A 21,353-nucleotide genomic window follows, 5' to 3' on the forward strand; every position below is an offset into this window, starting at 1 on the left:
ATATGGCGATGGTTCTCCGCACTACTGGAGGGCGGGAAGATTCGCTGGTGTTTGTCCGCCAATGGATGGCTCATCAGCGTCAACCACCGGCATGTAGCGACCGCCACGTCTTTTGACGAGGCGATTCGAACTGCGAAGGCACGATCCGACTTCTTGCCTACGTGATATTAGCGCGGCTTCCGCCCATCGCGCGACATTCGCCACAAAAGTTCATGACATGACAACGAACAGAGAATTTCATTGCGACAAGTTGGTGCGGTTCCAGCACTGCGATCCTGCGGGGATCGTGTTTTACCCTCAGTATTTCGTCCTGTTCCACGAAGTGCTCGAAGACTGGTTCAATGACGGGCTAGGCGTGGACTACGCGCGGTTCATCGGAACCGAAGGGCTTGGCATTCCAACAGTCAACATCCAGGCCGAGTTCGTCGCGCCAAGCAGACATGGCGAGACCCTGCGGTTTGCCTTGCGGGCAAGGGAGATCGGAAGAAGTTCGATCAAGCTGGACGTCACGGCGTGCGTGGGCTCAGAGTTGCGCGCAAAGGTTGAACAGACCGTCGTACTGTTTTCGCTGAAGAATCAGTGTTCGGTCGCGGTGCCGCCGGCCCTTAGAGAACAGATGCTGCGGTTCTCGACTCGTGAATAAACTTCGCCGCTTTCTTGTCCGCATTTGCAGTTGACTTCGACACCTTCAGCGGACGAAGTCTGTTGCCGCCGGCACGGAAATAAATCAGTTGCCGATGTGCAGATGCACGCGTATGTGTTGCTTGCAAGAGACGGGCTCAAACTGAAGCCTGGCGTACGGACCGGATTCAATCGGTTCCTACATGAGAGAAGTGGATGAGAACAACAATCGAAAAAAGGCCCGGAGATCCGGAGAGTCCTTATACGCTCCGAACAGCAGAGGATGCAATTGCCCATCTAGAACGGATCCTGTCGTCGGGTGGCGCAAATGTGTTAGCGACCCTAAGCCACCACCGCAAGAAACCTTGAAATCTCGGGTTTGTCGGGTACTACCATCCGTCACCTGGGAACCGGGCTGCGCCGGAAAGAGGCGACTGACTCCAGTTTTATGTAATAGGCAGCGCTCCACAAGCTTCCTATCATCAACACCAAGGTCTGCGAATCGGCCTTCCAACGTCAAAACTTGCAATCACGGTGTCGTCCGGGCACTCATGCCTTGACGATGATGGTTATGACACCAGGAGGGATGCCATGCCCGAAGCGATACCTTCCGACCGGACCTGGTCGTACATCACCGCCCTGCTTGCGGGAAGCCTTCATCCTCTTTACGTTCATCAGACCACCGGCCCGAGATGCAACCCGGTATCGCATCGACGTACCAAAGTCACCGTAGTCGAGCGGCACGGACCCTCAAGTGTTGTCGTCTCCTGGTGCGACCCGACAGCCTGTTGCTATTGGGATCAGATATGGCGGCGCTGCCGCGCACGCAAGCGCGGGTTTTGCGCACTGACAGGAGTCCAGATTGTCGCCGGTGACGATGTCTTTCGCCCGCGACGGGCGTCCCCATCTCCCCGGAACATTGATGCGATGATTCTCGCGTCCGTAATGGAGACCATACCGCTTGGTGAGCTTGTCTGAAGCTTGTGAGGAAGTTTCGATGACAGCTCGTCGCGCGACCCTCGATGCGTCCCTGGCTGGGAGACAAAGCATGCAAAAGATCCTTGTTGCGGGCCCGACTTTTCCGGACGTGATCGAACGCCTCAAACGGTATTTCGAGGTCGACTGGAATAACCGTGAGGCGCATCCGCGCGGCCGGGCTCGACCGGCTCCTGGCGGCGAAGACTTCCGCGGTACAAACCCTGAACAACTCTTCGCCACGGCGATATAGCACGTGCTTCATCGGCACGCTAAAGGCCGTGAGCGCACGCGAGAAGATCGCATTTACCGGGGACCTGCGCCGCACCTGTTTGCAATGCCATTGCATTCTTACGTCACCGTTCGATGCGGCCGATTCCAGCTTTATGTAATAGCCGGCACTTCACAAGCTTCCTATCATCAATACCACGGTTCGCGAATAGTCCCTTCGATGCCAAAGGCGAATAACCAGGGTGTCGTCCGGCATTTTCGTCGCTGCAATTTCTTGCCAATTCTGGAAATGGTGGAGGCCACACATAATGTCTGACTCGAATGTCAGCGACACCGAGACGGAGACGGGCCTTCAATCGCGACCATCGCTGCGGACCATCTGGGAGCAAGGGCACACCACCGTGGGCGCGTGGTGTGGAATTCCAGGTGCGCTGAGCGCGGAGGCGCTGGCGCGTGCGGGCCGCGGCCCTGGCACAGGCGGCCGGCAAGGAACTCTCGAGCCATTCTTTCCCGCAAGTCAGCGCGCACCTTCTGACGGTGATGCGCGACCTGACGCCGTACGCCGCCCCGTTTCAGTCATCCTCGAGGGAGAAACGACATGCCTAAAGCGTTTTCAGTTCCCATTACTCCGCAAGGAAAGTCCGCACTGGCTACGCAGCCGCCATGGCACTATTCCAGCGACTGCCTCGCCATCGAATACTGGACTGATCCAAAAGCGATTGAAACGCTCCTGCCGCCTGGCCTCAGGGTGGACGAGAACTCCGCAGGGCGCGCCTTCTTCTGGTTTCTGGACTGGCAGTTCACCGCGTCCAATGACGAGTTGACAGACCCTGCCCGGTATCAATACCGCGAAGCCTTCGTTCTGGTCGAGGCAATCTTCGAAGGGACTCCGGTCAACTACTGCCCCTACATCTTCGTCGATAACGATGCTGCCATCGCGCGCGGCTGGGCGCAGGGGTTTCCAAAAAAATTTGCGAGCGTCTACCAGACACGCAGTTTCTCCGCCCCCAGTCCAGCGGCTGCGCCAGTCGCCAAAGGAAGTCGCTTCGGTGCCAGCGTATCGGCGCACGGAGAACGACTGGCGACCGCCCGTATCCAACTCGAGGAGCCTGTCGCAGACCCGACGACGATATTCAACCGACCCACGACAATGCGCCGTTACTTTCCCCAACTCGCGGCCGGTCATCATGACAAGCCGCCAGTCGACGAACTGACGATGTCGCTCACGGACAATCTCGCGATCGTGGATGTCTGGACCGGTTCGGCGGAACTGAAGATTCCCGAAGTCGACGGCGAAGACATGCACCTGCTTGCTCCGCTGCGTGTCGGCAAGGGTTATCGGTTAGGTATGGCGTATTCCGTGACAGACCTGCGCATTCTGAAGAACTACGCCAACTGATCAACTTAGCTATCCTTATCAATTAGTAGGGGCTCACGGCACGATATGTGGGCCACCGCCAATGCAAGTGCTCTCGAAAGTCTCCATAGGATTCGCTCTCATGCCGCTCTACACCTTGACTACTCAGAACGGCACACTCAACTCAGTGGTGACGCCAAGACCAAGCTCAGCAAGCAGATTTCGCGTAAGCTGCGCGGCTTCGATCATCGCGTCCCATAGCAGCGGTGACGAGATCATGGCGATGGGCGGATGTCCCGCTTCTTGCCGGGAATCTCCCTCCCGCGTAGTGAACAGCCCGTCGTCTCCGTCACGAAGATCAGCGCCAGTGCGCCAATCGCACACGCGCCCATCATGTAGTACGCGGGCATCAGTGCATTGCCGGTATGCGCGATGAGCCATTCGTTCACCATCGGTGCTGTTCCACCGAAGATCGACGTCGAGATGTTGTAGGCGATCGCCATCCCGGCATAACGTACTTGCGTGGGAAACATCGCCGGGAACATGGCCGAGATACTGGCGAGTTGCGGGACGTAAAGCAAGCCGAGCACGGAGAAACCTACGATTGCGCCGGGCACGCCATGCTTCATCAGGAGGAACATCGGAATGGCGGCGACAAAGAGGCCAACCAGCGAAAACCACCAGACGTTCTTGCGGCCAACCCGATCCGAGAATGTCCCGGCAAGAGGAAGAAAGACCATCATCGCCAACATACCGATGAGCGGAACGAGCAAGGACATGTTGTCACTCATGCCGAGCTGTTTCTGCATGAAAGTCGGCATATAAGCCAGCAACACGTAATTGACGACGTTCAACGCCACCACCAGGCCGCCCAGCAACAGCAGCGGTTTCCAGTACTCGGTCAGCAAGGCTTTCAGCGGCACGCAGGTGCGCTGTTCCTTGTGAATCGATTGTTCCAGTTCGAGGAAGACGGGCGTGTCCTCCAGTTTCGAACGCAGATAGAAACCAATGAGACCAAGCGGTGCCGCGATCAGAAACGGCAGTCGCCAGCCCCAGGCATGCATGGCGGTGCTCCCCAACACGACGGAACAACCGAGCATCAGGAACGCACCGAGCGAGAAACCTGCAAGGGTGGCGAATTCAAGGAAACTGCCGCAAAAACCGCGCTTCCTGTCGGGCGCATATTCGGCCATGAACGTAGCCGCGCCGCCATACTCGCCTCCAGTCGAAAAACCCTGAATCATCCGCAAGACGATCAGCAGCGCCGGCGCCCACCACCCGATGCGTGCGTAAGTCGGCACGAGCCCTACCAGCAGCGTTGCCACCGACATCATGATGATTGTCAGCGCCAGCACGTGTTTGCGCCCCAGCCGGTCACCGAGCGGCCCCCAGAACAGGCCGCCGAGCGGACGAACCAGAAACGAAATAGCAAAGGTGGCAAGTGCGAATAAGGTGGCCTGCGCCGTGCTGCCGGGGAACAGCGCAGCCGATATGTAGGTCAGGCCATAGGCATAAATTCCATAGTCGAACCACTCCGTGGCGTTGCCCAGCGCCGAAGCGGCGATGGCGCGGCGCAACAGGCTCGGCGATTGGGGTTGCAGTGCCTCGCTGTTCAATGGATGTACGTAGCTCATCGCTTCTCCTGAATTTCGAGCGATCCGACACATTCAGTACCGCCCCGAATCCACAATACCGCTGCGGCGATATCTGAAAGATGTTCTAGGACGATGCAATAGTTGGGGTTTTCCATGACGTCCGGTTGCCCGGCGCGAACATAGCTGGCTCAACGAACAGGCAGTGGCAGTGTCATCAATCGTCCCTGCGCGGGTTTGCTTGTGTTGTCGCCGCAAAGGCGCAGACACATCCAGGCAGTGGCGAAATTGCTGCTCACAGCCGCTTTGCCGATTGCGGCTTCGATTCGGGTAATAACCGCCGCGGCCCGCACCGCCGTGCAGGAGATAAAGAGCGCATCGGATTCTTCCGCCATCGCGTCACGCGCGAATGCGACGATGTCGTCGTATGAAATCCGCGCCATCTCCCGGTCATCGGTCAAGCCAATGCATGTAAAACGATCGATGATGAAACCTTGCGCACTGAAGTACTCGGCCATCGGCTGGCTGGTTGCAACGGTATAGGGTGTCAGCACGCTAATGCGGCGCGCGCCGAGCGCTTTGAGTGCGGTGACCGCGGCGGCCGTGGGCGTGACGACTCGTGCCTCGGGTTTCGCCGCATGAATCGCCCGCTCGATCTGCGCGTCTCCGATCACGACGGACGCCGACGTGCACGAATACATCACCACGTCGAGCGCTTCGTCGGGCAAGATCAGCGCGGCGCCCGCGGTCAACGACGGCTGCATTGCGAGAAGATTCTCCGGCGTCACAGGGTTTGCGTATGGCACGCGATTCACGTAGATGCCGATACGCTCATTCGCGACCAGTGCCGCGAAGTCCGGCTCGGTGGTGTGATCGGTTGCGAGGATCACAAGGCCGATACGTCTGGCGAAGGCGCGATCGTCCAGACGCGGTACCCGGCCTGGCTGATGGATGGAAGTCAGCATCGCTTAGTGCCCGAGGTTGGGAAAGCGTTTTTCGAGCAGCCTTACGCCGACCACCGCAATAAGACTGATACACAGAAACAGCACGCCGACGAGCGTCATCGGTTCGAGGTAACGGTAGTCCGTGTTCGCGATGATCTTCGCCTCGTTCATCAGTTCGAGCACGGTAATCGCCGACAACAAGGGCGTTTCCTTGAACATCGAAATCAGATAATTCGCGAGCGCGGGCAGCATCGGCGGGACCGCTTCGGGCAAGATGATGTGCTGCCACATCTGCGCCGGACTCAGGTTGCACGCCTTGGCGGCTTCCCATTGCCCGCGCGGCACGTTTTCGATGCCGGTCCGATAAACTTCGGCCGTATACGTCGCGTAATGAACACCCAGTGCGAGTACACCGGCGGCGAGGGCCGGCATCCGGATGCCGATATCGGGCAGCACGTAGAAAACAAAGTAAAGCTGTACGAGCAATGGTGTGCCGCGAATAAAGCTCGCCACGGCCGTAGCGGTACGCGATACCAAGCGATTCGGCGAAAGCCGCAAGATCGCAAACGCCATGCCGACCACCGCCGCCACTACCGCGCCGAGCAAGGTCGCGAGCACGGTGATCTTCAGACCTTGCAGCAAGATCGGCATAATCTCGCGCGCGAAACTCCAGTCCCATTCCATACGGTTATCTCCTCATCCCGTCGAGACCAAAGGTCATCCGGCGTTCGAGTTTGCGCACGCCGAACGAAATCAGGCAGGCCATGGCGAAGTACAGCGCGAGAATCGTCGCGAACGGTATCAGGGTATTGCCGGTTTGCGAGCGTACGACCTGCGCCTGGAATGTCATATCGCCGAGAGAAATCAGCGATACGACCGCCGTGCCTTTAAGCAACTCGATCGCGTTGTTGCCGAAGGTAGGCAGCATCAGCGGCAATGCTTGCGGCAATATCACGTGACGCATGCGTTGATACGTGGACAGGTTCAACGCAATGCATGCACTCCTCTGCTCCTGGCCAATTGCGATGATCGCGCCACGGACCACTTCCGCGCCATACGCACCCACATTCAAGCCGAGCGCTAGCACACCGGCCTGAAGTGGCGTGAGTGTGAGTCCGGCCATCGGCAGCACGAAATACGCCCAGAACAATTGAACGAATACCGACGTGCCGCGAAAGAACTCGATATACGACGTGGCGAGCGCGCGCACCGCGAGAAATCGCGACAGTCGCCCGAGTCCCGCGACGAACGCCATCACGAGCGCAAGCACCGTGCCCATCACAGTCAGCTCAACGGTTGCCTCGGCACCTTTCAGAATCAGCAGCAGATAACCGTACCAGTCGTTCATCAGCGCACCTCGCTGGCAACAGAATGGCGGTTTGGCGCGCTACCACGTAGCGTGTCAAACCGCCCGGGCAGACTCAGTTCTTCGCTGCGCACAGCTTTTCACGGCTCGTCGACATCGCAGCTTTTGCCGAGAACCCGTACGGCTCGACGATCTTCGCGAACTCGCCGGATTCCTTCATCTTCTTCAACTCGACGTCGAAAGCATCGCGCAGCGCGGTGTCCTGCTTGCGGAACGCCACGCCATCGCATTGCACGGGCGTGCCTTGCACCGGTGCGATCGATTCGAGATTGGCGTCTTTCGCTTTCGAGAGCAGGTCGCTGATCGACAACAGCGGCAGTGCGAACGCGTCGATGCGCCCGTCCTGGAGCATCTTCAGGCCGCTCTGCCCGTCCGGCACGATGACGACACGTTCGGTCGGAATCTGCGCGGCGGTTGCGAGTTTCTGTTCAGTCGTGCCGCCTTCGACGCCGATCACCGCTTTAGGATCCCTGGCGATTTCCTCGTAGGTCTTGATGTTTTTGGTGTTGCCCTTCTTGACGGCAAACGCCTCCACCGCGCACAGCACCGGCTCGGAGTAAGCAACCGCTGCGCAGCGCTGCGGGGTCATGAAGAGACCGGCTGCGATCGCATCATGCCGCCCCACGGCGAGCCCCGGGATCATTGCGCCATACTCGGAAATCGACGCGACGATATCGTTGACGCCCAGCTTCCTGAAGACCGCACGCGCCACATCAGGCGCGGCGCCCGTCACCTTGCCGTCGGCGCCGACCGCGGTAAACGGCGGTTCGTTGGCAATCGCGATGCGCGCAAAACCCTGCTCCCTGAGTTGCGCGAGTTTGTCCTGTGCCGCGACTGCGAGACCGGTCAAGGTCAGCAGCGACAACGTCCCGGTGATCAGAATCCCCTTCAATTTCATGATTTTTGGCTCCTAAAGCGTGGTGGCGTGGGTCGATCAGATGCGGTGACCCGCGGCGATGATCTTGCGCAGAAACGCCTGGGTTCGCTCATGCTCTGGATGACTGAAGATATCTTCCGGTTTGCCTTCCTCCACGATCCTGCCGCGGTCGAAAAACAGCACACGGTCCGCAAAATCGTGGGCGAACCCCATCTCATGTGTGACGAGCAACATCGTCATATCGGTTTCCCTCGCGAGCTGCTGCATCACGTTCAGCACTTCTTCAACGAGCTCAGGGTCGAGCGCGGAAGTCACTTCGTCGAAAAGCATGATCCTGGGTGCGAGGGCCAGCGCCCGCGCGATCGCCACGCGTTGCTTCTGTCCGCCGGAGAGTTGCGCCGGACGGCTCTTTGCCTTGTCGGCCATGCCAACCATGTCGAGTAGTTCCAGCGCGCGTTTTTCCGCCGACTCGCGGCTCTCGCCTTTTGTCAGCATCGGCGCGAGCGTCACGTTATCGAGCACGCTCTTGTGCGGAAACAGATTGAAGTGCTGGAAGACCATGCCGATCTTCTCGCGCATCTTCTGCAGATGGCGCGCGTTCGCGGGCACCATCTGGCCGCCGTGCGGCATATGAAACAGCTGTTCGCCGTCCACTTCGATGTGGCCGCCATCGATCGATTCGAGTGTCATCAGAATGCGCAGAATCGTGGTCTTGCCGGAACCCGACGGGCCGATCAGCGCGAGCTTCTCGCCCGGCATCACGTCGAGCGAGAGTTCGTCGAGCACGGTCAGCGCGCCATAACGCTTCGTGATGCGATCGATGCTGATCAACGGCTTCATCATCGGCGCCTCCCGGCGCGGCTGAAAGGTGCTGGCGCAGGCCGGCGGAAGTGTCGCCGTGGCGATGGCTGAAGCGCTCAGCATGTCGGCAACTCGCGCGGTTTTCATCTCGATTCGGTTCCCGTTCGTCATACCTGGCTCGATGGAAGGTGATGCGGCGGCGATTCTGGGCAAAGAGCTATGCGAACCAGAATACAAAGCCATATTTGCGTTCCGATTGCCCTAGAACAATTCTTTTTCCAGGGAGAACCGGGCCGCGCCATGAGATAAAAAGCCGACGGGACAGGAAACCGGCGTACGAGTCAGGGACAACACCTACCAGCACGGCGCGAAACCAGTCACGGCGATGCCGCTGAGTTCCGCGCCCCCGATTCAGACCCGCGGCGAAGATTGAACTAGCACATTAAAAGCCGTTTTTCGCGGCATTAGACTGCGGCCAGAAACGCCTGCAGGTGTCTCATTGCGTCCATGGGCCACCACTTTCCGCAACGACGTCACGCCAGAGAGAGGGGAAGATGTCAGATACAACGCAACAGGAACCGCGAACCACGGCGCCCGTCGTACGCCTGCCGTTTGAACGTGCCGAATACGCCGCCCGTATCGGCAAAACGCGTAAAGCGATGCAGGCCGCAGGGGTCGAACTCCTGATCGTGTCCGATCCGACCAATATGGCCTGGCTCACCGGTTATGACGGTTGGTCGTTCTACGTGCATCAGTGCGTACTGCTCGCGCTGGAGGGCGAACCGGTCTGGTTCGGCCGCGGCCAGGATGCGAACGGCGCAAAGCGCACCGTCTTCATGAAGCACGAACAGATCGTCGGTTATCCGGATCATTACGTGCAGTCCCCCGTGCGTCATCCGATGGATTACCTCGCCCGTGAGGTGATCGAAGCGCGCGGCTGGGGCGCATTGAAGATCGGCGTGGAAATGGACAACTACTATTTCAGCGCCGCGGCCTATCGTTCGCTCGTCGCTCATCTTCCCAAGGCGAAATGGCAGGACGCGACCAGCCTCGTGAACTGGCAACGCGCCGTTAAATCGCCACGTGAGATCGAATACATGCGCGTGGCCGCGCGCATTGTCGAAAGAATGCATGCGCATATCGTCGAGCGGATCGAGCCCGGCATGCGCAAGAACGACCTGGTTGCCGAGATCTACTCGGCAGGCATTACCGGCGTCGACGGTTACGGTGGTGACTATCCGGCAATCGTGCCGCTGTTACCCACCGGCGCCGATGCCGCCGCCCCGCATCTGACCTGGGACGATACGCCCTTCGCCAAAGATGCCGGCACGTTCTTCGAAATCGCCGGCTGCTTCAAACGCTATCACTGCCCGCAGTCACGCACCGTCTACCTCGGCAAACCGCCAAAGCATTTCGTCGACGGCGAACGCGCGGTGGTGGAAGGCATTGAAGCAGGTCTGGCTGCGGCCAGGCCCGGCAATACGTGCGAAGACATCGCCAACGCGTTCTTCGCGATACTGCACAAATACGGTATCGAGAAGAACAGCCGTTGCGGCTATCCGATCGGTGCGAGCTATCCGCCGGACTGGGGCGAACGCACGATGAGCCTTCGGCCCGGGGACAAGACCGTCCTCGAACCGGGCATGACGTTTCACTTCATGCCGGGCCTGTGGCTCGACGACTGGGGACTCGAAATCACCGAAAGCATCCTGATTACCGAAACCGGCGTCGAAACCTTCTGCAAGACGCCTCGCAAGCTGTTCGTCAAACCGTAAGCCCGTCGGCCTCCGTGCCGCCGTGATCGCGACGCGCACGGGAATACGTCAAAGGGGAAACATGCTTCCGAATACAATGAAGGCCGTCGTACTGACGGCCCACGGCGGCCTCGACAAACTCGTCTATCGCGACGACATGCCGGTTCCCGCCTGCCAAGCGGGCGAAGTGCTGCTTGAAGTGACGGCTTGCGGGTTGAACAATACCGACGTGTGGGTTCGCGAAGGCGCGTATGGCACGGATGACGACCCTCAAGCCGTCTCCACCTGGCGGCGCGGCCGCTCGACGCTGTCGTTCCCGCGCATCCAGGGCGCGGATATCGTCGGACGCGTGGTCGCGGTGGGCGGCGGAGTCAGCGATGCGCGTATCGGCGAACGCGTGATCGTCGATGCGTCGATCTATAACCGCGACGACGACAGCCTCGCCGATATCGACTACATCGGCCACGGCCGTGACGGCGGTTACGCCGAATACACCGCAGTACCCGCAGAGAACGCACATCGCGTCGATTCCACGTACTCCGATGCCGAGCTGGCGACGTTCTGGTGTGCGTATCACACTGGCGAGCAGATGATCGAGCGCGCCGCCGTCAAAAGTGGGGAAACAGTGCTGATTACCGGCGCGTCCGGCGGTGTCGGCTCGGGAATCATTCAGCTATGCCGCGCGCGCGAGGCGATTCCGTATGCAGTGGTCAGCAAGGGCAAGGAAGATGCGGTGCTCAAGCTTGGCGCAGAAGGCGTGATGCTTCGCGACACCGGGAATTTCGCCGCGGATGTCGAACGGATGACCGGAGGCCGGCCGGTCGATGTGGTGGCCGACCTGGTCGGCGGCACGTTGTTCGGCAAGCTGCTGAACGTGCTGCGCCCGGAAGGCCGCTACACGACGGCGGGCGCTATTGCCGGACCGGTAGTCCAGCTGGATTTGCGCACGATGTATCTGAAGCAGTTACAGCTGAATGGGTCTTCGCAAGGGACACGCGCCGCCTTCAAACGCGTGCTCAACTATATCGAGGCCGGTACGATCAAGCCGATTCTCGCCGCTACCTATCCCCTGTCCAGGTTTCATGAAGCGCAAACGCAATTCATGGCTAAACGTTTCGTGGGCAACATCGTCGTGATTCCTGACCGGCATTACACGCAAGCCGCAAAACAGGCTTGAATAACCGGCCTGCGCGGCACGCAGCCGGAACAGCGATCATCCGCTGCTCCGGCTGTTTTTCCATCCGCCTCACGACACTTCACTTCATGATCGGTCATTGATCAGAAGCGCCGGCCGCACCGCTTTCGCTGCGGCACACAAACCGGCGCGTCATCACCCCGTGTCACCACCCCGCGTCACCACCTCGTTACGCGGAAGCGGCCGGCGCAAGGACCTGGGACGCAACTTCGTCCACCGCCTCACGTGCCAGCTTCACGATCTCGTCGACGTCGTTGCGCGACGTGACCAATGGCGGCGCGAAACCGAGAATGTCGCCGTGCGGCATGGCGCGAGCGATCAACCCACGCTGCAACGCCGCAGCCGAGACGCGCGGACCGACCTTCAGTGCTGCATCGAACGGTTGACGGCCATCCTTGTCGGCCATGAATTCAAGCGCGGCCAGCATGCCCACGCCGCGCACTTCGCCAACCAGCGGATGTGAATCAAACGCCGCGTGCAACTGTTCGAGCAGATACGCACCGGTTTGCGCCGCGTTCTGCGTGAGGTTTTCGCGCTCGAGAATGTCGAGGTTCGCGAGTGCCGCCGCGGCGCAGATTGGGTGACCGGAGTAGGTCCAGCCATGACCCATCGCGCCGAATTCCTGCGATGCCTTGTCGATTACGTCCCACACGCCTTCGCTGACGATCACGCCTGACAATGGCGCATAAGCACTGGTCAAGCCTTTTGCCACGGTGATCAGATCCGGCGTGATGCCGTAGTGTTGCGCGCCCATCTGCGAGCCGAGGCGGCCGAAACCACACACCACTTCGTCGCAGATCAGCAGGATGTCGTGCTTCTTCAGCACCTGCTGGATCGCGGACCAGTAACCCGCCGGCGGTGGCAGGATGCCACCCGTGCCCATCACCGGTTCAGCGATGAAGGCAGCGATCGTATCCGCGCCTTCCTGTGCAATGAGCTTTTCCAGTTCTTCCACACAGTACGCGACGAATTGCGCCTCGTTCATGCCGGCCGGCGCCTGCCGGTACCAGTGCGGACACACCGTATGTTTGACGCGCTCGATCGGCAAATCGAAGTACTGGTGAAAGCTCGGCAACCCGGTCAGACTGCCGGTCACGATGCCCGAGCCGTGATACCCGCGTTGGCGCGAGATGATCTTTTTCTTGTTCGGACGGCCCTTGACGTTGTTGTAATACCAGACGATCTTGATCTGCGTTTCGTTCGCGTCCGAACCGGACATGCCGTAATACACCTTCTTCATGCCCTTCGGCGCCCAGTCGATAATGCGCGACGACAGTTCGATGATGGTATCCGTCGAGTGGCCGACATACGTGTGGTAGTAAGCAAGCTTCTTTGCCTGCTCATAGATCGCTTCGGCTACCTCGGTGCGGCCATAACCGATATTCACGCAATACAGGCCCGCGAAAGCGTCGATATACGACTTGCCTTGATGGTCCTCGATGCGGATGCCTTTCGCGCCGGTCACGATGCGGCCGGGCAGTGCCCCGCTCGCATGGTCGTGAGCGTGCGTCGAGGGATGCATGAAGTGGGCGCGGTCGGCGTCGAAGAGTTGGTCGAGTTGGGTCATGGGGAGCTCCTTCGTGTAATCGTTGGATGGGTTGGATTGACTCAGGCCGTCGCAGCGGCTGTGGTCGCAGCGGGTATGCGGTGAGCGGGGAGACTGTCGGTTACCGGCAGACCGAGCTGGCCGAGGCAGAAATAACGGGTTTCGACAAACGGCTCAAACCCTTCGGTCCCGCCTTCGCGGCCGAGTCCGGATGATTTGATGCCGCCGAATGGAATCGGCGCGCCGGTGAATTTCGCACCGTTCACGGACACCATCGCAAACTCGAGACGGCGGATCAGTTGAAACACCGTGTTGAGGTCTCGCGCGCAGACATAAGCGGCGAGGCCGTATTCGGTGTCGTTCGCGCGTGTGACAACTTCCTCGAGCGAATCGAATGGCGAAACCGCGGAGATCGGCGCGAAGTTTTCTTCGTCATAGATGCGCATGCCGGGCGCCGCGTCCGCAACCACGGTCGGCTCGAAAAACCAGCCGCCACGCTCGTGGGCTGCGCCACCGGCGGTAATGCGCGCGCCCTTCTCTCTGGCGTCGGCGATACGCTGCAGCGTGCTGTCGAACGCCGCCTGGTGCATCAGCGGACCGACCTGCACATCCGCCTCAAATGCGGCACCCACTGTTAGTGTTTTCACGGCCTCGCTGTAACGCGTGACAAACGTTTCGTACAGCGGCCGGGCGACGAAGATGCGATTGGCCGCGCAGCAGTCCTGCCCCGAGGTCTGAAACTTCGCTGCGATCGCCACACGCACCGCCTGATCGAGGTCGGCATCCTCGGTCACGATGAAAGGCGCATTGCCGCCGAGTTCCAGCGCGGTCTTCTTGATACCGGCGTGGGCCGCCGTCTGCATAACCAGCGCACCGACGCGCGTCGAACCAGTGAAGCTCACCGAACGCACCCGGGTATCGCGCACCAGCGTTTCCATCGCCATTTGCGGCTCACCCAGCACGACGTTGAACACGCCGGCAGGTAAGCCCGCTTCTTCCGCAAGTTGAGCAAGTGCCAACGCGGAGAACGGCGTCTCGTGCGCCGGCTTCACCACCACCGTGCACCCCGCTGCGAGCGCGGCGGCCGCCTTGCGCGCGATCATCGCGCAGGGGAAGTTCCAGGGCGTGATCAACGCAGCCACACCGACCGGTTCAATCACCGTGCCCAGGTGCGCGCCGTCGATATGGGTGGGAATCGTACGGCCGTTCAGGCGGCGCACTTCGTGTGCAAACCATTCGACAAAACTCGCGCCGTAAGCGATTTCGCCGCGTGCTTCCGCGAGCGGCTTGCCCTGTTCGAGCGACAGAATCGCGGCCAGATCATGCTGATGGCGCAGGATCAGCTCATGCCAGCGCAACAGCAGCGCCGAGCGTTTGGCGACCGGCAGCCAACGCCATGTCGAGAATGCACGTTGCGCGGCGTCGACGGCTTCGGTGATCTGCCCGGCGTCGAGCATCGGCACGTGGCCGAGCACTTGCTGATCCGCTGGATTTCGCACGGCGACACTCGCGGCGCTCGCGCTATGAACCCAGCGTCCGTCGACGTAGCACAGCGATTTGAATAGAACCGGATGACCCAGCAACATGACGACCTCCTGTGTGCGATGTATGTCTGTCACTGTACGTCCGGTGGCGATGCGGTTTTTTTGGTTATGGGCCCTCAAAGCCGGTGTTTTTTCTGGAATTCGCCGCGATGCATGGCGATTCTCCAGCGCAGCCGCCGTACGCTTCAACTACCGTTGTCGATCATATGTTCCGCCCAGTCCGGCAAACCCTCCGCGTGGCTTTTCACCACCTTGGTGACGATGTAGGTAAAGTACTTTTCGATACCCAGCTCGTCGGTCAGGAGCGAATCGATAAAGCGCTGATAGTGGTCGATGTCGCGCGACATCACATGCATCACATAGTCGACGCCGCCGCCCGTCGCATGGCATTGCACGACCTCCGGTGCGGCGGCGATCCGCTCCTCGAAGCGTCGCATGTCTTGCGCGGTATGGCGCGCCAGCGTGACCTCGACCACCACACGGCTGCCCTTGAAGGCGCGCACCCAGTCGATATCGGCGCGATAACCGCGAATCACACCGCCCTCCTCCAGGCGCTTGACGCGCTCCCATGCCGGCGAGATCGACAGATTGATCTGCTCGGCGAGATGCGACTTGGCGATGCGCCCGTCGCGCGCGAGAATGAGCAAAATCGCCAGATCGTATCGGTCGAGTTTCATCGTGCGCTCAGACTGCCACCGGTATGCCGCGCTCGACGACATCGGCCACCACCGCGACCGTATCGCCGATCCGCACGAGACCGGGAAAATGCCGTGCCGCGAGCAGGCCGCCGCGGCGCGCGCGATATTCGACCGGCGCGACGCCGGTGCGCGACGCGTCGTGAATTCGCGCGATCACCTCACCGCTTTCAACCATCTCGCCCAGGTCCTTGCACAACTCCAGCAAGCCTTCGTGTTCGCTCGTCGTGAAGCAGGTGCCATCGGGCATGTCGAGCAGCGTCGTGGTGCGCGGGGCGGAGTGCCCCGTCTGGTGCCGGGCCTCATCTGAACCGAGGATGCCTGCCTGCTGCAGGAAACCCCGCACGCCGCGCTCCGCCACCGCTACGCTTTGTACAGTCGCCGTACCGCCGCCGCCGAGTTCAGTCGACACGAACACCTTGCCCGCTTCTTCGACGGCCGTGTCGTACAGGCCGACGCTATCGAGTTCGAGCATCCGCATCGAATACGGCGCGCCGAACGCGCGCATCGCCGCTTCGCACCGGGCCTGCTGATTGGCATCCGGCAGCAGATGAATCGCGGCAAACGGCACGAAGTCGAGCGTGCGGCCGCCGGCGTGCAGATCGAGTACGTAATCGGCGAGCGGCAGCAGATAGCGCTGAAAATAATCGGCGATCTTCTCGGTGACCGTGCCGTCCGGCTTACCCGGGAAACTGCGATTCAGATTGCCATGATCGATAGGCGACGTGCGCGTGCCCGCACGGAATGCGGGCAAATTCATGAACGGCACGATAATCACACGCCCTTTCACGTCGTGAGCCTTGAGCGTAGCGGCCAGCTTCGACAACGCAATCGGCCCCTCGTATTCATCGCCGTGATTGCCGCCGGTGAGAAGCGCCGTCGGTCCCTCGCCGTTGCGGACCACCGTGACTGGAATCATCTGCGCGCCCCACGCGGAGCCATCGTGCGAATAAGGCAGCTTCAGAAAGCCGTGTTGTTCGCCGTCGGCGTTGAAATCGACCGTCGGCTGAATGGGTGATGCCCGCATAGGTACTACTCCCTCAAAAGCGACGCGCGCGCACGCCACAGAATCTTTCGACGCCGGAACAGATACGCTCGCCTCCCGTTCCAGTCGTGTTGTTTCAGGCATCGTTCATTCCCGGCACTTCATGTCATTGCGAAAAATCGTGCCGGCGCCCACCGCGTGCGCCCGCTTCAATGCGAGCGCGGCAATCGCTGTGTCCTGCGCGCCGGTGCCGGTCAGGTCGCAGATGGTCACGTCAGTCTCGTCGGCACGGCCCACGGCCTGTCCCGCAATCACCTGACCGAGCTCCGCGATAGCGCCGCCGGCGTGCATCGCACCGGCATTCAGTGCGTGGTGCAACTCCCCTAGCACGCGTGTTTGCTGCGCGCGGTCGCACACATAGCGCGCCGCAGCCAGTGCGGCCGGCGCGATTTCATTCTTGTACTCGGCGTCCGAACCCATCGCCGTGATATGCAAGCCCGGATGCAGGTCTGCGGCTTCAATCAGCGGTGTGCGGCTTGGCGTCGTGGTGATTGCGATGTCGGCGTCGGCGAGCGCCTCGTGAACATCGCGCGCAACATCGCATGGCACACCGAGCGAGGCGGTCATTTCCACGGCGAAATGCTGTGCGCTGGCCGGATTACGCGCCCATACGCGCACGCGTTCGACGCGACGCACCAGCATCAACGCTCGCAATTGCAAACGTGCCTGCTCGCCGGCGCCAAGCACGGCCACTCGCGGCGTGTGCCGCTTCGCCAGCCAGCGCGCCGCGACCGCACCGGCGGCGGCCGTACGCACCGCCGTCAGATAACCGTTGTCGAGCAACACCGCTTCGGTCAGACCCGTGTTCGCCGACAACACCAGCATCAGACCATTCAGGCTCGGCAAACCGAGCGACGGATTGTTGAAAAACCCGGGACTCACCTTGATAGCGAAGCTACCGAAGCGTGGTAGATACGCCGTCTTGACATCGACTTCACCGTTGCGCTCAGGCAGATCGAGACGCAGGACCGGCGGCATCGCGACGGCTTCGGTGGCGAGCGCGAGGAAAGCGGCTTCCACCTGGTCGATTGCGGCAAGGTCGAGCGGCACGAGTTCGCGAAGCTCCGCTTCGCCGAGGAGCGTGATTGAGGTCATAGGGCGTTGTGCGAGCTGGGTTGCGTCGAGGCGGAAGCGACGAGGCGGCGATGCTGCTCCATGTCGATGTTGGCGCCCGTTACGATCAGCACGAGAGGCCCGCGTTTGATACGCGCGGCCGGCAACATGCCGTCGAGCAAAGCGGCCATGCCCACCGCCGCCGCGCCTTCCACCACCAGCCGTTCATGCTCGTAAGCGTGCACGATGCCACGCGCAATCGACGCCTCGTCGAGCAGCACGGTCTCGTCGATCAGATCGCGTGTGAGCGCATACGTATAGCGGTTTTCGAGCCCGATGCCGCCGCCCAGCGAGTCAGCGAGCGTTTCGACTTCTTCGACCAGCACCGGGCGGCCCGCCGCAAGACTCGCATGCATCGCGGCGCCGCGCGACATCGTCACGCCGGTCAGGCCGATTGCGCGATTAGCGCCGCGGGCAGCGAACGCAATGCCCGCAAACAGGCCACCGCCGGACAGGGGCACGACAATGTTCGCCACGTCCGGCAATGCCTCGACGATTTCGAGTCCGATGGTTGCCTGACCGGCGATCACATGCAGATCGTCGAACGGCGGGACATAGGCGAAACCTTCCTCCCGTACCAGTCTCAACGCTTCATGCTCCGCTTCGTCCTGGCTTTTACCGGCAATCCGTGCTTGTGCGCCGAGTGCGCGCACGGCCTCGACTTTATTCGCCGGCACGAGCGCGGACATGCAAACCATTGCATCGATACCCAGCGCGCGTGCTGCATGCGCAACCGCGCGGCCGTGATTGCCCGTCGAAGCGGTCACGACTTTGCGGCAACCCTGTTCGGCGAGTCGAGCGAGTGCATTGGTGGCGCCGCGCAGCTTGAAGCTGCCGGTCGGCTGCACCGTTTCGAGTTTCAGAAAGACCGGTGTGCCTGCCTTCTCCGACAGACTCTGCGATTCGACGAGCGGCGTATGAAAGACGCGCCCCGCGATACGACGACGCGCGCGGTAGACATCGGCTAACGACAGAACGGACATGAACGCGGCCCTGCACGAAAGGGTTCAATTCCGATGCTGTCGCACCTGCGTTCTCACGCTGATTTGCGGCCGCATCGTTTTCAATGCAGTCCAGTCTAATGTTCTAAAAAACGATTTCCATTGTCCTAGTTCATTTCATCTGAGCGGTGCGAAACCGGATCGAACTCAGGTGAAATCGTGCACCTGCGGGTACTGCTCGAACACGTCGCGCATCGTTTCCAGCGCGGCTTTATAGGTTTCTTCGCCAACCTCGACGCCGACGCAGATACGCACCGCGTTCGGCCGCTCCGCGTCGCGCACCAGAAATGGATCAGGTGAAGTCACGGCGATATCGCGGTTGCGCAGTTCTCGCACCAGACGGTCGGTGCGCCAGTGATCGGGAACGCGCAGCCAGGCGGACAGTGCCTGTGGATGCGCGCCGAGCACGTATTTACCCAACGTTTGCTGCAATTGCGCCTGACGCCGTCCCAGACGTTCGCGCTGTATTTCCACGAGCCGTTCGGCGGTTCCGTCGACGATCCATCGTGTCGCCACTTCGGCCATCGGCGAAGTCGCCATCCAGCTGCTCACACGCAGCACGCTTTCAGCGCGTAGTGCAAGCCGCCGCGGCGTGGCGAGGTAGCCGATCCGCAAACCGGCCATCACCGACTTCGTCAGGCTCGTGCAATAGAACGACAGATCGGGAATCAGACTCGAAATCGGTGTGCCATGCTTCGCGGGCAACGGACCATAGACGTCGTCCTCGATCACGTAAACGCCATAGCGTTCGGCGATTTTCGCAATCGCGCGGCGCCGCGAGTCGGGCATGAGCGCAACGGTGGGATTGTTCAGCGTGGGCGTGCAGACAAGGGCCGTGATGCGCTCGCTATCGCACATCTCTTCGAAGTGTTCAGGGTGAATGCCGTACTCGTCGATCTCGAGGCCTTTCAGCGTAAAACCCAGCACATTCGCTGAGCCGATCACGCCGTGATCCGTGAGGCTTTCGCACAATACCGTGTCGCCTGGCCCCACAAGCGAAGCCAGCGCCAGAAAGATGCCGTGCGCCGCGCCATTCGTGACGAGCAGCGTATCCGCCGAAGCCGGCATGCCCAGCGACGCGAGCCACGCGATCCCGGCCTGCCGATGATGCTCGAAGCCCGCAATAGGCCGGAAAGCGCGAATCCACGGCTGGTCGTCGAGTGTCGAAAGCGTCGCGCACACCTTGCGCCACATGGCGTCGTGCTCCGCCGTATGAATGATGCGTGCGATCGAGAAGTCGACCACCGAGCGCTCGGCGGTGTCGAGCATATAGCGCGACATGGTTTCGGTGACGCGCGCCGCCACGAAGCTGCCACGTCCCACCTCGCAACGGATCAGCCCCTGCCGTTCCAGCTCCTTATAGGCGTTGGTCACCGTCTGCACACTGATCGCCAGTCCCGCGGCGACATCGCGCTGCGGTGGCAGGCGAGCGCCTGCCGGCAGCGACGCGCTCTCGATGTCGCCGGCGATCGCCTTGACCAGCCGTTTATATTTCGATTCGACGCCGTGCACCGCGCGCACGGCTTCCCGCCACTGCTCGATCACCCGCTGCCTCCGCTACTTTCGGCCCTGCATTTGTCCCTGCATTTGGCTCTATCGCCCCCCACATAGTGAGGCCAAATACTGCACAGAAATTATTGTCCTAGTGCATTAGAGAACAAAAATAGGACTTTATATCCCGCATTCGCGGGTGCGGTGCCGCGCCTCTCAGGCGCGCCGGGAGTGGCTCTTGTGGCCCTTGACGATACCCGCCGAGATCGGCGGCCACCCGCCGTGACAGATCACCGCCACAGGTGTCGGGTTCGACACCCGGTCCATATCGATCTACGCTTCATCGCCGTGTACTGATCGACAAGTGCACCACCGGTTGTTCGACGTAGGATGTGCTACGGACCTGGGTCACGCCTTCTTGACGAATTCCGATTTCAGGCTCATGGCACCAAAGCCGTCGATCTTGCAATCTATGTCGTGGTCACTGTCCACCAGCCGGATATTTTTTACCTTGGTGCCCATCTTTATCACGCCAGCCGAGCCCTTTAGTTTCAGGTCCTTGATGACAGTGACGGTATCTCCATCCTGCAAGACATTTCCGGCTGAATCGCGATAAACCCTGTCAGCCGTTTCGGTCTGCACGGCCGCTTGCGCCGACCATTCATGCGCACACTCCGGACAGATGTAGACACCCCCATCTTCGTACGTGAACTCGGAATTGCATTTTGGACAGGGAGGCAAGGCGCTCATGTGAAATCCTCGGTGCCAGACGACGGCAGTGAAAGCATAAAAGTATAGCGCTGTCCGGTGGCTGGCTCAGGGTCGATCCGCCTTGACGAGCGCAACCAGCTTTTCCCGCTCGGCAGCAACGCCTTCCTTATCGTCCGACGGCCAGTCGAGAACAACTCCATCGTTGAGCGATTTCCGTACCAGCGACGAATAATCCCACTTGCTCAGTTTCCCCGATTGCAGCGCCAGCCCGATATCACGCCGGAGATCCGCTGGGAAGCTGGCATAGGCGCCCGATAGTGCCGCGTACTGTCGGGCATCGATTTCGGCGGACGCGTGATGTGAGGCCCAAAACACGACGGCGAAGATAGCCATGAACGGCACAGCCGTGTAGCGGAGAATGAATTTGATGGGCGTCATTACAGGTTTTCGGGAAGACGCTCGAGCCGCGAATTTGCAGACCCGACGCTTGATGT

The 21,353-nt window shown here is 60.7% G+C and carries 20 protein-coding genes and 1 pseudogene; 6 read left to right on the top strand and 15 right to left on the bottom strand.

Annotated features, from left to right (window positions below):
* Nucleotides 1-217 precede the first annotated feature (217 nt).
* The 4 genes and pseudogenes from B9Z01_RS06230 (at nucleotide 218) to B9Z01_RS06245 (ending at nucleotide 3,226) form a co-directional block, all read left to right on the top strand.
* On the top strand, nucleotides 218-643 hold the full coding sequence (locus B9Z01_RS06230) for an acyl-CoA thioesterase (protein WP_085481383.1): 426 nt from the start codon (nucleotides 218-220) through the stop codon (nucleotides 641-643).
* A gap of 569 nt (nucleotides 644-1,212) precedes the next feature.
* A complete protein-coding gene (locus B9Z01_RS36860) occupies nucleotides 1,213-1,599 on the top strand; it encodes a DUF3331 domain-containing protein (RefSeq protein ID WP_085481384.1) in 387 nt (128 codons plus the stop codon).
* Between the two features lie 19 nt (nucleotides 1,600-1,618).
* A pseudogene (locus B9Z01_RS36865) lies at nucleotides 1,619-1,762 on the top strand (D-glycerate dehydrogenase); the annotation flags it as partial.
* A gap of 663 nt (nucleotides 1,763-2,425) precedes the next feature.
* On the top strand, nucleotides 2,426-3,226 hold the full coding sequence (locus B9Z01_RS06245; RefSeq protein WP_085481386.1) for an acetoacetate decarboxylase family protein: 801 nt from the start codon (nucleotides 2,426-2,428) through the stop codon (nucleotides 3,224-3,226).
* Nucleotides 3,227-3,459: 233 nt separating this feature from the next.
* On the opposite strand, the gene B9Z01_RS06250 is transcribed toward B9Z01_RS06245, so the two are convergent.
* The 6 genes from B9Z01_RS06250 to ehuA all read right to left on the bottom strand — a co-directional run bounded on the left by B9Z01_RS06250 (nucleotide 3,460) and on the right by ehuA (nucleotide 8,911).
* On the bottom strand, nucleotides 3,460-4,818 hold the full coding sequence (locus B9Z01_RS06250) for an MFS transporter (protein WP_085481387.1): 1,359 nt from the start codon (nucleotides 4,816-4,818) through the stop codon (nucleotides 3,460-3,462).
* A 149-nt stretch (nucleotides 4,819-4,967) separates the two neighbouring features.
* Nucleotides 4,968-5,741: an ectoine utilization protein EutA gene (gene eutA, locus B9Z01_RS06255; protein ID WP_085481388.1), complete on the bottom strand. Its 774-nt coding sequence runs from the start codon at nucleotides 5,739-5,741 to the stop codon at nucleotides 4,968-4,970.
* 3 nt (nucleotides 5,742-5,744) lie between these two features.
* Complete coding sequence (gene ehuD, locus B9Z01_RS06260) at nucleotides 5,745-6,404, bottom strand: ectoine/hydroxyectoine ABC transporter permease subunit EhuD (protein WP_085481389.1); 660 nt, start codon at nucleotides 6,402-6,404, stop codon at nucleotides 5,745-5,747.
* 4 nt (nucleotides 6,405-6,408) lie between these two features.
* Complete coding sequence (ehuC, locus tag B9Z01_RS06265) at nucleotides 6,409-7,068, bottom strand: ectoine/hydroxyectoine ABC transporter permease subunit EhuC (RefSeq protein ID WP_085481390.1); 660 nt, start codon at nucleotides 7,066-7,068, stop codon at nucleotides 6,409-6,411.
* Nucleotides 7,069-7,141: 73 nt separating this feature from the next.
* On the bottom strand, nucleotides 7,142-7,984 hold the full coding sequence (gene ehuB, locus B9Z01_RS06270) for an ectoine/hydroxyectoine ABC transporter substrate-binding protein EhuB (RefSeq protein ID WP_085481391.1): 843 nt from the start codon (nucleotides 7,982-7,984) through the stop codon (nucleotides 7,142-7,144).
* 36 nt (nucleotides 7,985-8,020) lie between these two features.
* A complete protein-coding gene (gene ehuA / locus B9Z01_RS06275) occupies nucleotides 8,021-8,911 on the bottom strand; it encodes an ectoine/hydroxyectoine ABC transporter ATP-binding protein EhuA (protein WP_275937493.1) in 891 nt (296 codons plus the stop codon).
* A 407-nt stretch (nucleotides 8,912-9,318) separates the two neighbouring features.
* Here ehuA and doeA point away from each other — a divergent pair, with 407 nt between their 5' ends.
* Complete coding sequence (gene doeA / locus B9Z01_RS06280; RefSeq protein ID WP_085481392.1) at nucleotides 9,319-10,539, top strand: ectoine hydrolase DoeA; 1,221 nt, start codon at nucleotides 9,319-9,321, stop codon at nucleotides 10,537-10,539.
* Between the two features lie 61 nt (nucleotides 10,540-10,600).
* A complete protein-coding gene (locus tag B9Z01_RS06285; protein WP_085481393.1) occupies nucleotides 10,601-11,695 on the top strand; it encodes an alcohol dehydrogenase family protein in 1,095 nt (364 codons plus the stop codon).
* Nucleotides 11,696-11,882: 187 nt separating this feature from the next.
* Here B9Z01_RS06285 and B9Z01_RS06290 read toward each other — a convergent pair whose 3' ends face one another.
* The 9 genes from B9Z01_RS06290 to B9Z01_RS06330 form a co-directional block, all read right to left on the bottom strand.
* Nucleotides 11,883-13,280 carry an aspartate aminotransferase family protein gene (locus B9Z01_RS06290; protein ID WP_085481394.1) on the bottom strand — a complete coding sequence of 466 codons (1,398 nt, stop codon included), beginning with the start codon at nucleotides 13,278-13,280 and terminating at the stop codon, nucleotides 11,883-11,885.
* A 41-nt stretch (nucleotides 13,281-13,321) separates the two neighbouring features.
* Nucleotides 13,322-14,845: an NAD-dependent succinate-semialdehyde dehydrogenase gene (locus B9Z01_RS06295; protein ID WP_085481395.1), complete on the bottom strand. Its 1,524-nt coding sequence runs from the start codon at nucleotides 14,843-14,845 to the stop codon at nucleotides 13,322-13,324.
* A 143-nt stretch (nucleotides 14,846-14,988) separates the two neighbouring features.
* Nucleotides 14,989-15,480: an Lrp/AsnC family transcriptional regulator gene (locus tag B9Z01_RS06300; RefSeq protein ID WP_085481396.1), complete on the bottom strand. Its 492-nt coding sequence runs from the start codon at nucleotides 15,478-15,480 to the stop codon at nucleotides 14,989-14,991.
* Between the two features lie 7 nt (nucleotides 15,481-15,487).
* The gene (gene doeB / locus B9Z01_RS06305; RefSeq protein ID WP_085481397.1) at nucleotides 15,488-16,525 is read right to left on the bottom strand and encodes a N(2)-acetyl-L-2,4-diaminobutanoate deacetylase DoeB; all 1,038 of its coding nucleotides are present in this window, start codon (nucleotides 16,523-16,525) and stop codon (nucleotides 15,488-15,490) included.
* Nucleotides 16,526-16,630: 105 nt separating this feature from the next.
* Nucleotides 16,631-17,638 (bottom strand): cyclodeaminase, encoded by a 1,008-nt coding sequence (locus B9Z01_RS06310; RefSeq protein ID WP_085481398.1) that lies wholly within the window; start codon nucleotides 17,636-17,638, stop codon nucleotides 16,631-16,633.
* Nucleotides 17,635-18,639 carry a hydroxyectoine utilization dehydratase EutB gene (gene eutB, locus B9Z01_RS06315; RefSeq protein WP_085481399.1) on the bottom strand — a complete coding sequence of 335 codons (1,005 nt, stop codon included), beginning with the start codon at nucleotides 18,637-18,639 and terminating at the stop codon, nucleotides 17,635-17,637. Before eutB ends, B9Z01_RS06310 begins: the two co-directional genes overlap by 4 nt.
* Nucleotides 18,640-18,804: 165 nt before the next feature.
* On the bottom strand, nucleotides 18,805-20,202 hold the full coding sequence (gene ehuR / locus B9Z01_RS06320; RefSeq protein WP_085481400.1) for a MocR-like ectoine utilization transcription factor EhuR: 1,398 nt from the start codon (nucleotides 20,200-20,202) through the stop codon (nucleotides 18,805-18,807).
* A gap of 354 nt (nucleotides 20,203-20,556) precedes the next feature.
* A complete protein-coding gene (locus tag B9Z01_RS06325) occupies nucleotides 20,557-20,898 on the bottom strand; it encodes a zinc ribbon domain-containing protein YjdM (protein ID WP_085481401.1) in 342 nt (113 codons plus the stop codon).
* A 66-nt stretch (nucleotides 20,899-20,964) separates the two neighbouring features.
* Nucleotides 20,965-21,297 carry a hypothetical protein gene (locus tag B9Z01_RS06330; protein WP_085481402.1) on the bottom strand — a complete coding sequence of 111 codons (333 nt, stop codon included), beginning with the start codon at nucleotides 21,295-21,297 and terminating at the stop codon, nucleotides 20,965-20,967.
* Nucleotides 21,298-21,353: the final 56 nt, after the last annotated feature.

This window comes from Paraburkholderia susongensis, from assembly GCF_900177725.1.
Classification (GTDB): domain Bacteria; phylum Pseudomonadota; class Gammaproteobacteria; order Burkholderiales; family Burkholderiaceae; genus Paraburkholderia; species Paraburkholderia susongensis.

What these genes read in the sequence shown, in the direction of transcription:
- B9Z01_RS36860 (WP_085481384.1), top strand. Translation starts at nt 1,213, where the DNA reads ATGCCCGAAGCGATACCTTCCGACCGGACCTGGTCGTACATCACCGCC.
- eutB (WP_085481399.1), bottom strand. Translation starts at nt 18,639, where the DNA reads ATGTCCGTTCTGTCGTTAGCCGATGTCTACCGCGCGCGTCGTCGTATC.
- doeB (WP_085481397.1), bottom strand. Translation starts at nt 16,525, where the DNA reads ATGCGGGCATCACCCATTCAGCCGACGGTCGATTTCAACGCCGACGGC.
- B9Z01_RS06250 (WP_085481387.1), bottom strand. Translation starts at nt 4,818, where the DNA reads ATGAGCTACGTACATCCATTGAACAGCGAGGCACTGCAACCCCAATCG.
- B9Z01_RS06300 (WP_085481396.1), bottom strand. Translation starts at nt 15,480, where the DNA reads ATGAAACTCGACCGATACGATCTGGCGATTTTGCTCATTCTCGCGCGC.
- B9Z01_RS06285 (WP_085481393.1), top strand. Translation starts at nt 10,601, where the DNA reads ATGCTTCCGAATACAATGAAGGCCGTCGTACTGACGGCCCACGGCGGC.
- ehuC (WP_085481390.1), bottom strand. Translation starts at nt 7,068, where the DNA reads ATGAACGACTGGTACGGTTATCTGCTGCTGATTCTGAAAGGTGCCGAG.
- B9Z01_RS06310 (WP_085481398.1), bottom strand. Translation starts at nt 17,638, where the DNA reads ATGACCTCAATCACGCTCCTCGGCGAAGCGGAGCTTCGCGAACTCGTG.
- ehuA (WP_275937493.1), bottom strand. Translation starts at nt 8,911, where the DNA reads ATGAAAACCGCGCGAGTTGCCGACATGCTGAGCGCTTCAGCCATCGCC.
- B9Z01_RS06330 (WP_085481402.1), bottom strand. Translation starts at nt 21,297, where the DNA reads ATGACGCCCATCAAATTCATTCTCCGCTACACGGCTGTGCCGTTCATG.
- B9Z01_RS06295 (WP_085481395.1), bottom strand. Translation starts at nt 14,845, where the DNA reads ATGTTGCTGGGTCATCCGGTTCTATTCAAATCGCTGTGCTACGTCGAC.
- B9Z01_RS06230 (WP_085481383.1), top strand. Translation starts at nt 218, where the DNA reads ATGACAACGAACAGAGAATTTCATTGCGACAAGTTGGTGCGGTTCCAG.
- ehuD (WP_085481389.1), bottom strand. Translation starts at nt 6,404, where the DNA reads ATGGAATGGGACTGGAGTTTCGCGCGCGAGATTATGCCGATCTTGCTG.
- doeA (WP_085481392.1), top strand. Translation starts at nt 9,319, where the DNA reads ATGTCAGATACAACGCAACAGGAACCGCGAACCACGGCGCCCGTCGTA.
- B9Z01_RS06245 (WP_085481386.1), top strand. Translation starts at nt 2,426, where the DNA reads ATGCCTAAAGCGTTTTCAGTTCCCATTACTCCGCAAGGAAAGTCCGCA.
- B9Z01_RS06290 (WP_085481394.1), bottom strand. Translation starts at nt 13,280, where the DNA reads ATGACCCAACTCGACCAACTCTTCGACGCCGACCGCGCCCACTTCATG.
- ehuB (WP_085481391.1), bottom strand. Translation starts at nt 7,984, where the DNA reads ATGAAATTGAAGGGGATTCTGATCACCGGGACGTTGTCGCTGCTGACC.
- B9Z01_RS06325 (WP_085481401.1), bottom strand. Translation starts at nt 20,898, where the DNA reads ATGAGCGCCTTGCCTCCCTGTCCAAAATGCAATTCCGAGTTCACGTAC.
- eutA (WP_085481388.1), bottom strand. Translation starts at nt 5,741, where the DNA reads ATGCTGACTTCCATCCATCAGCCAGGCCGGGTACCGCGTCTGGACGAT.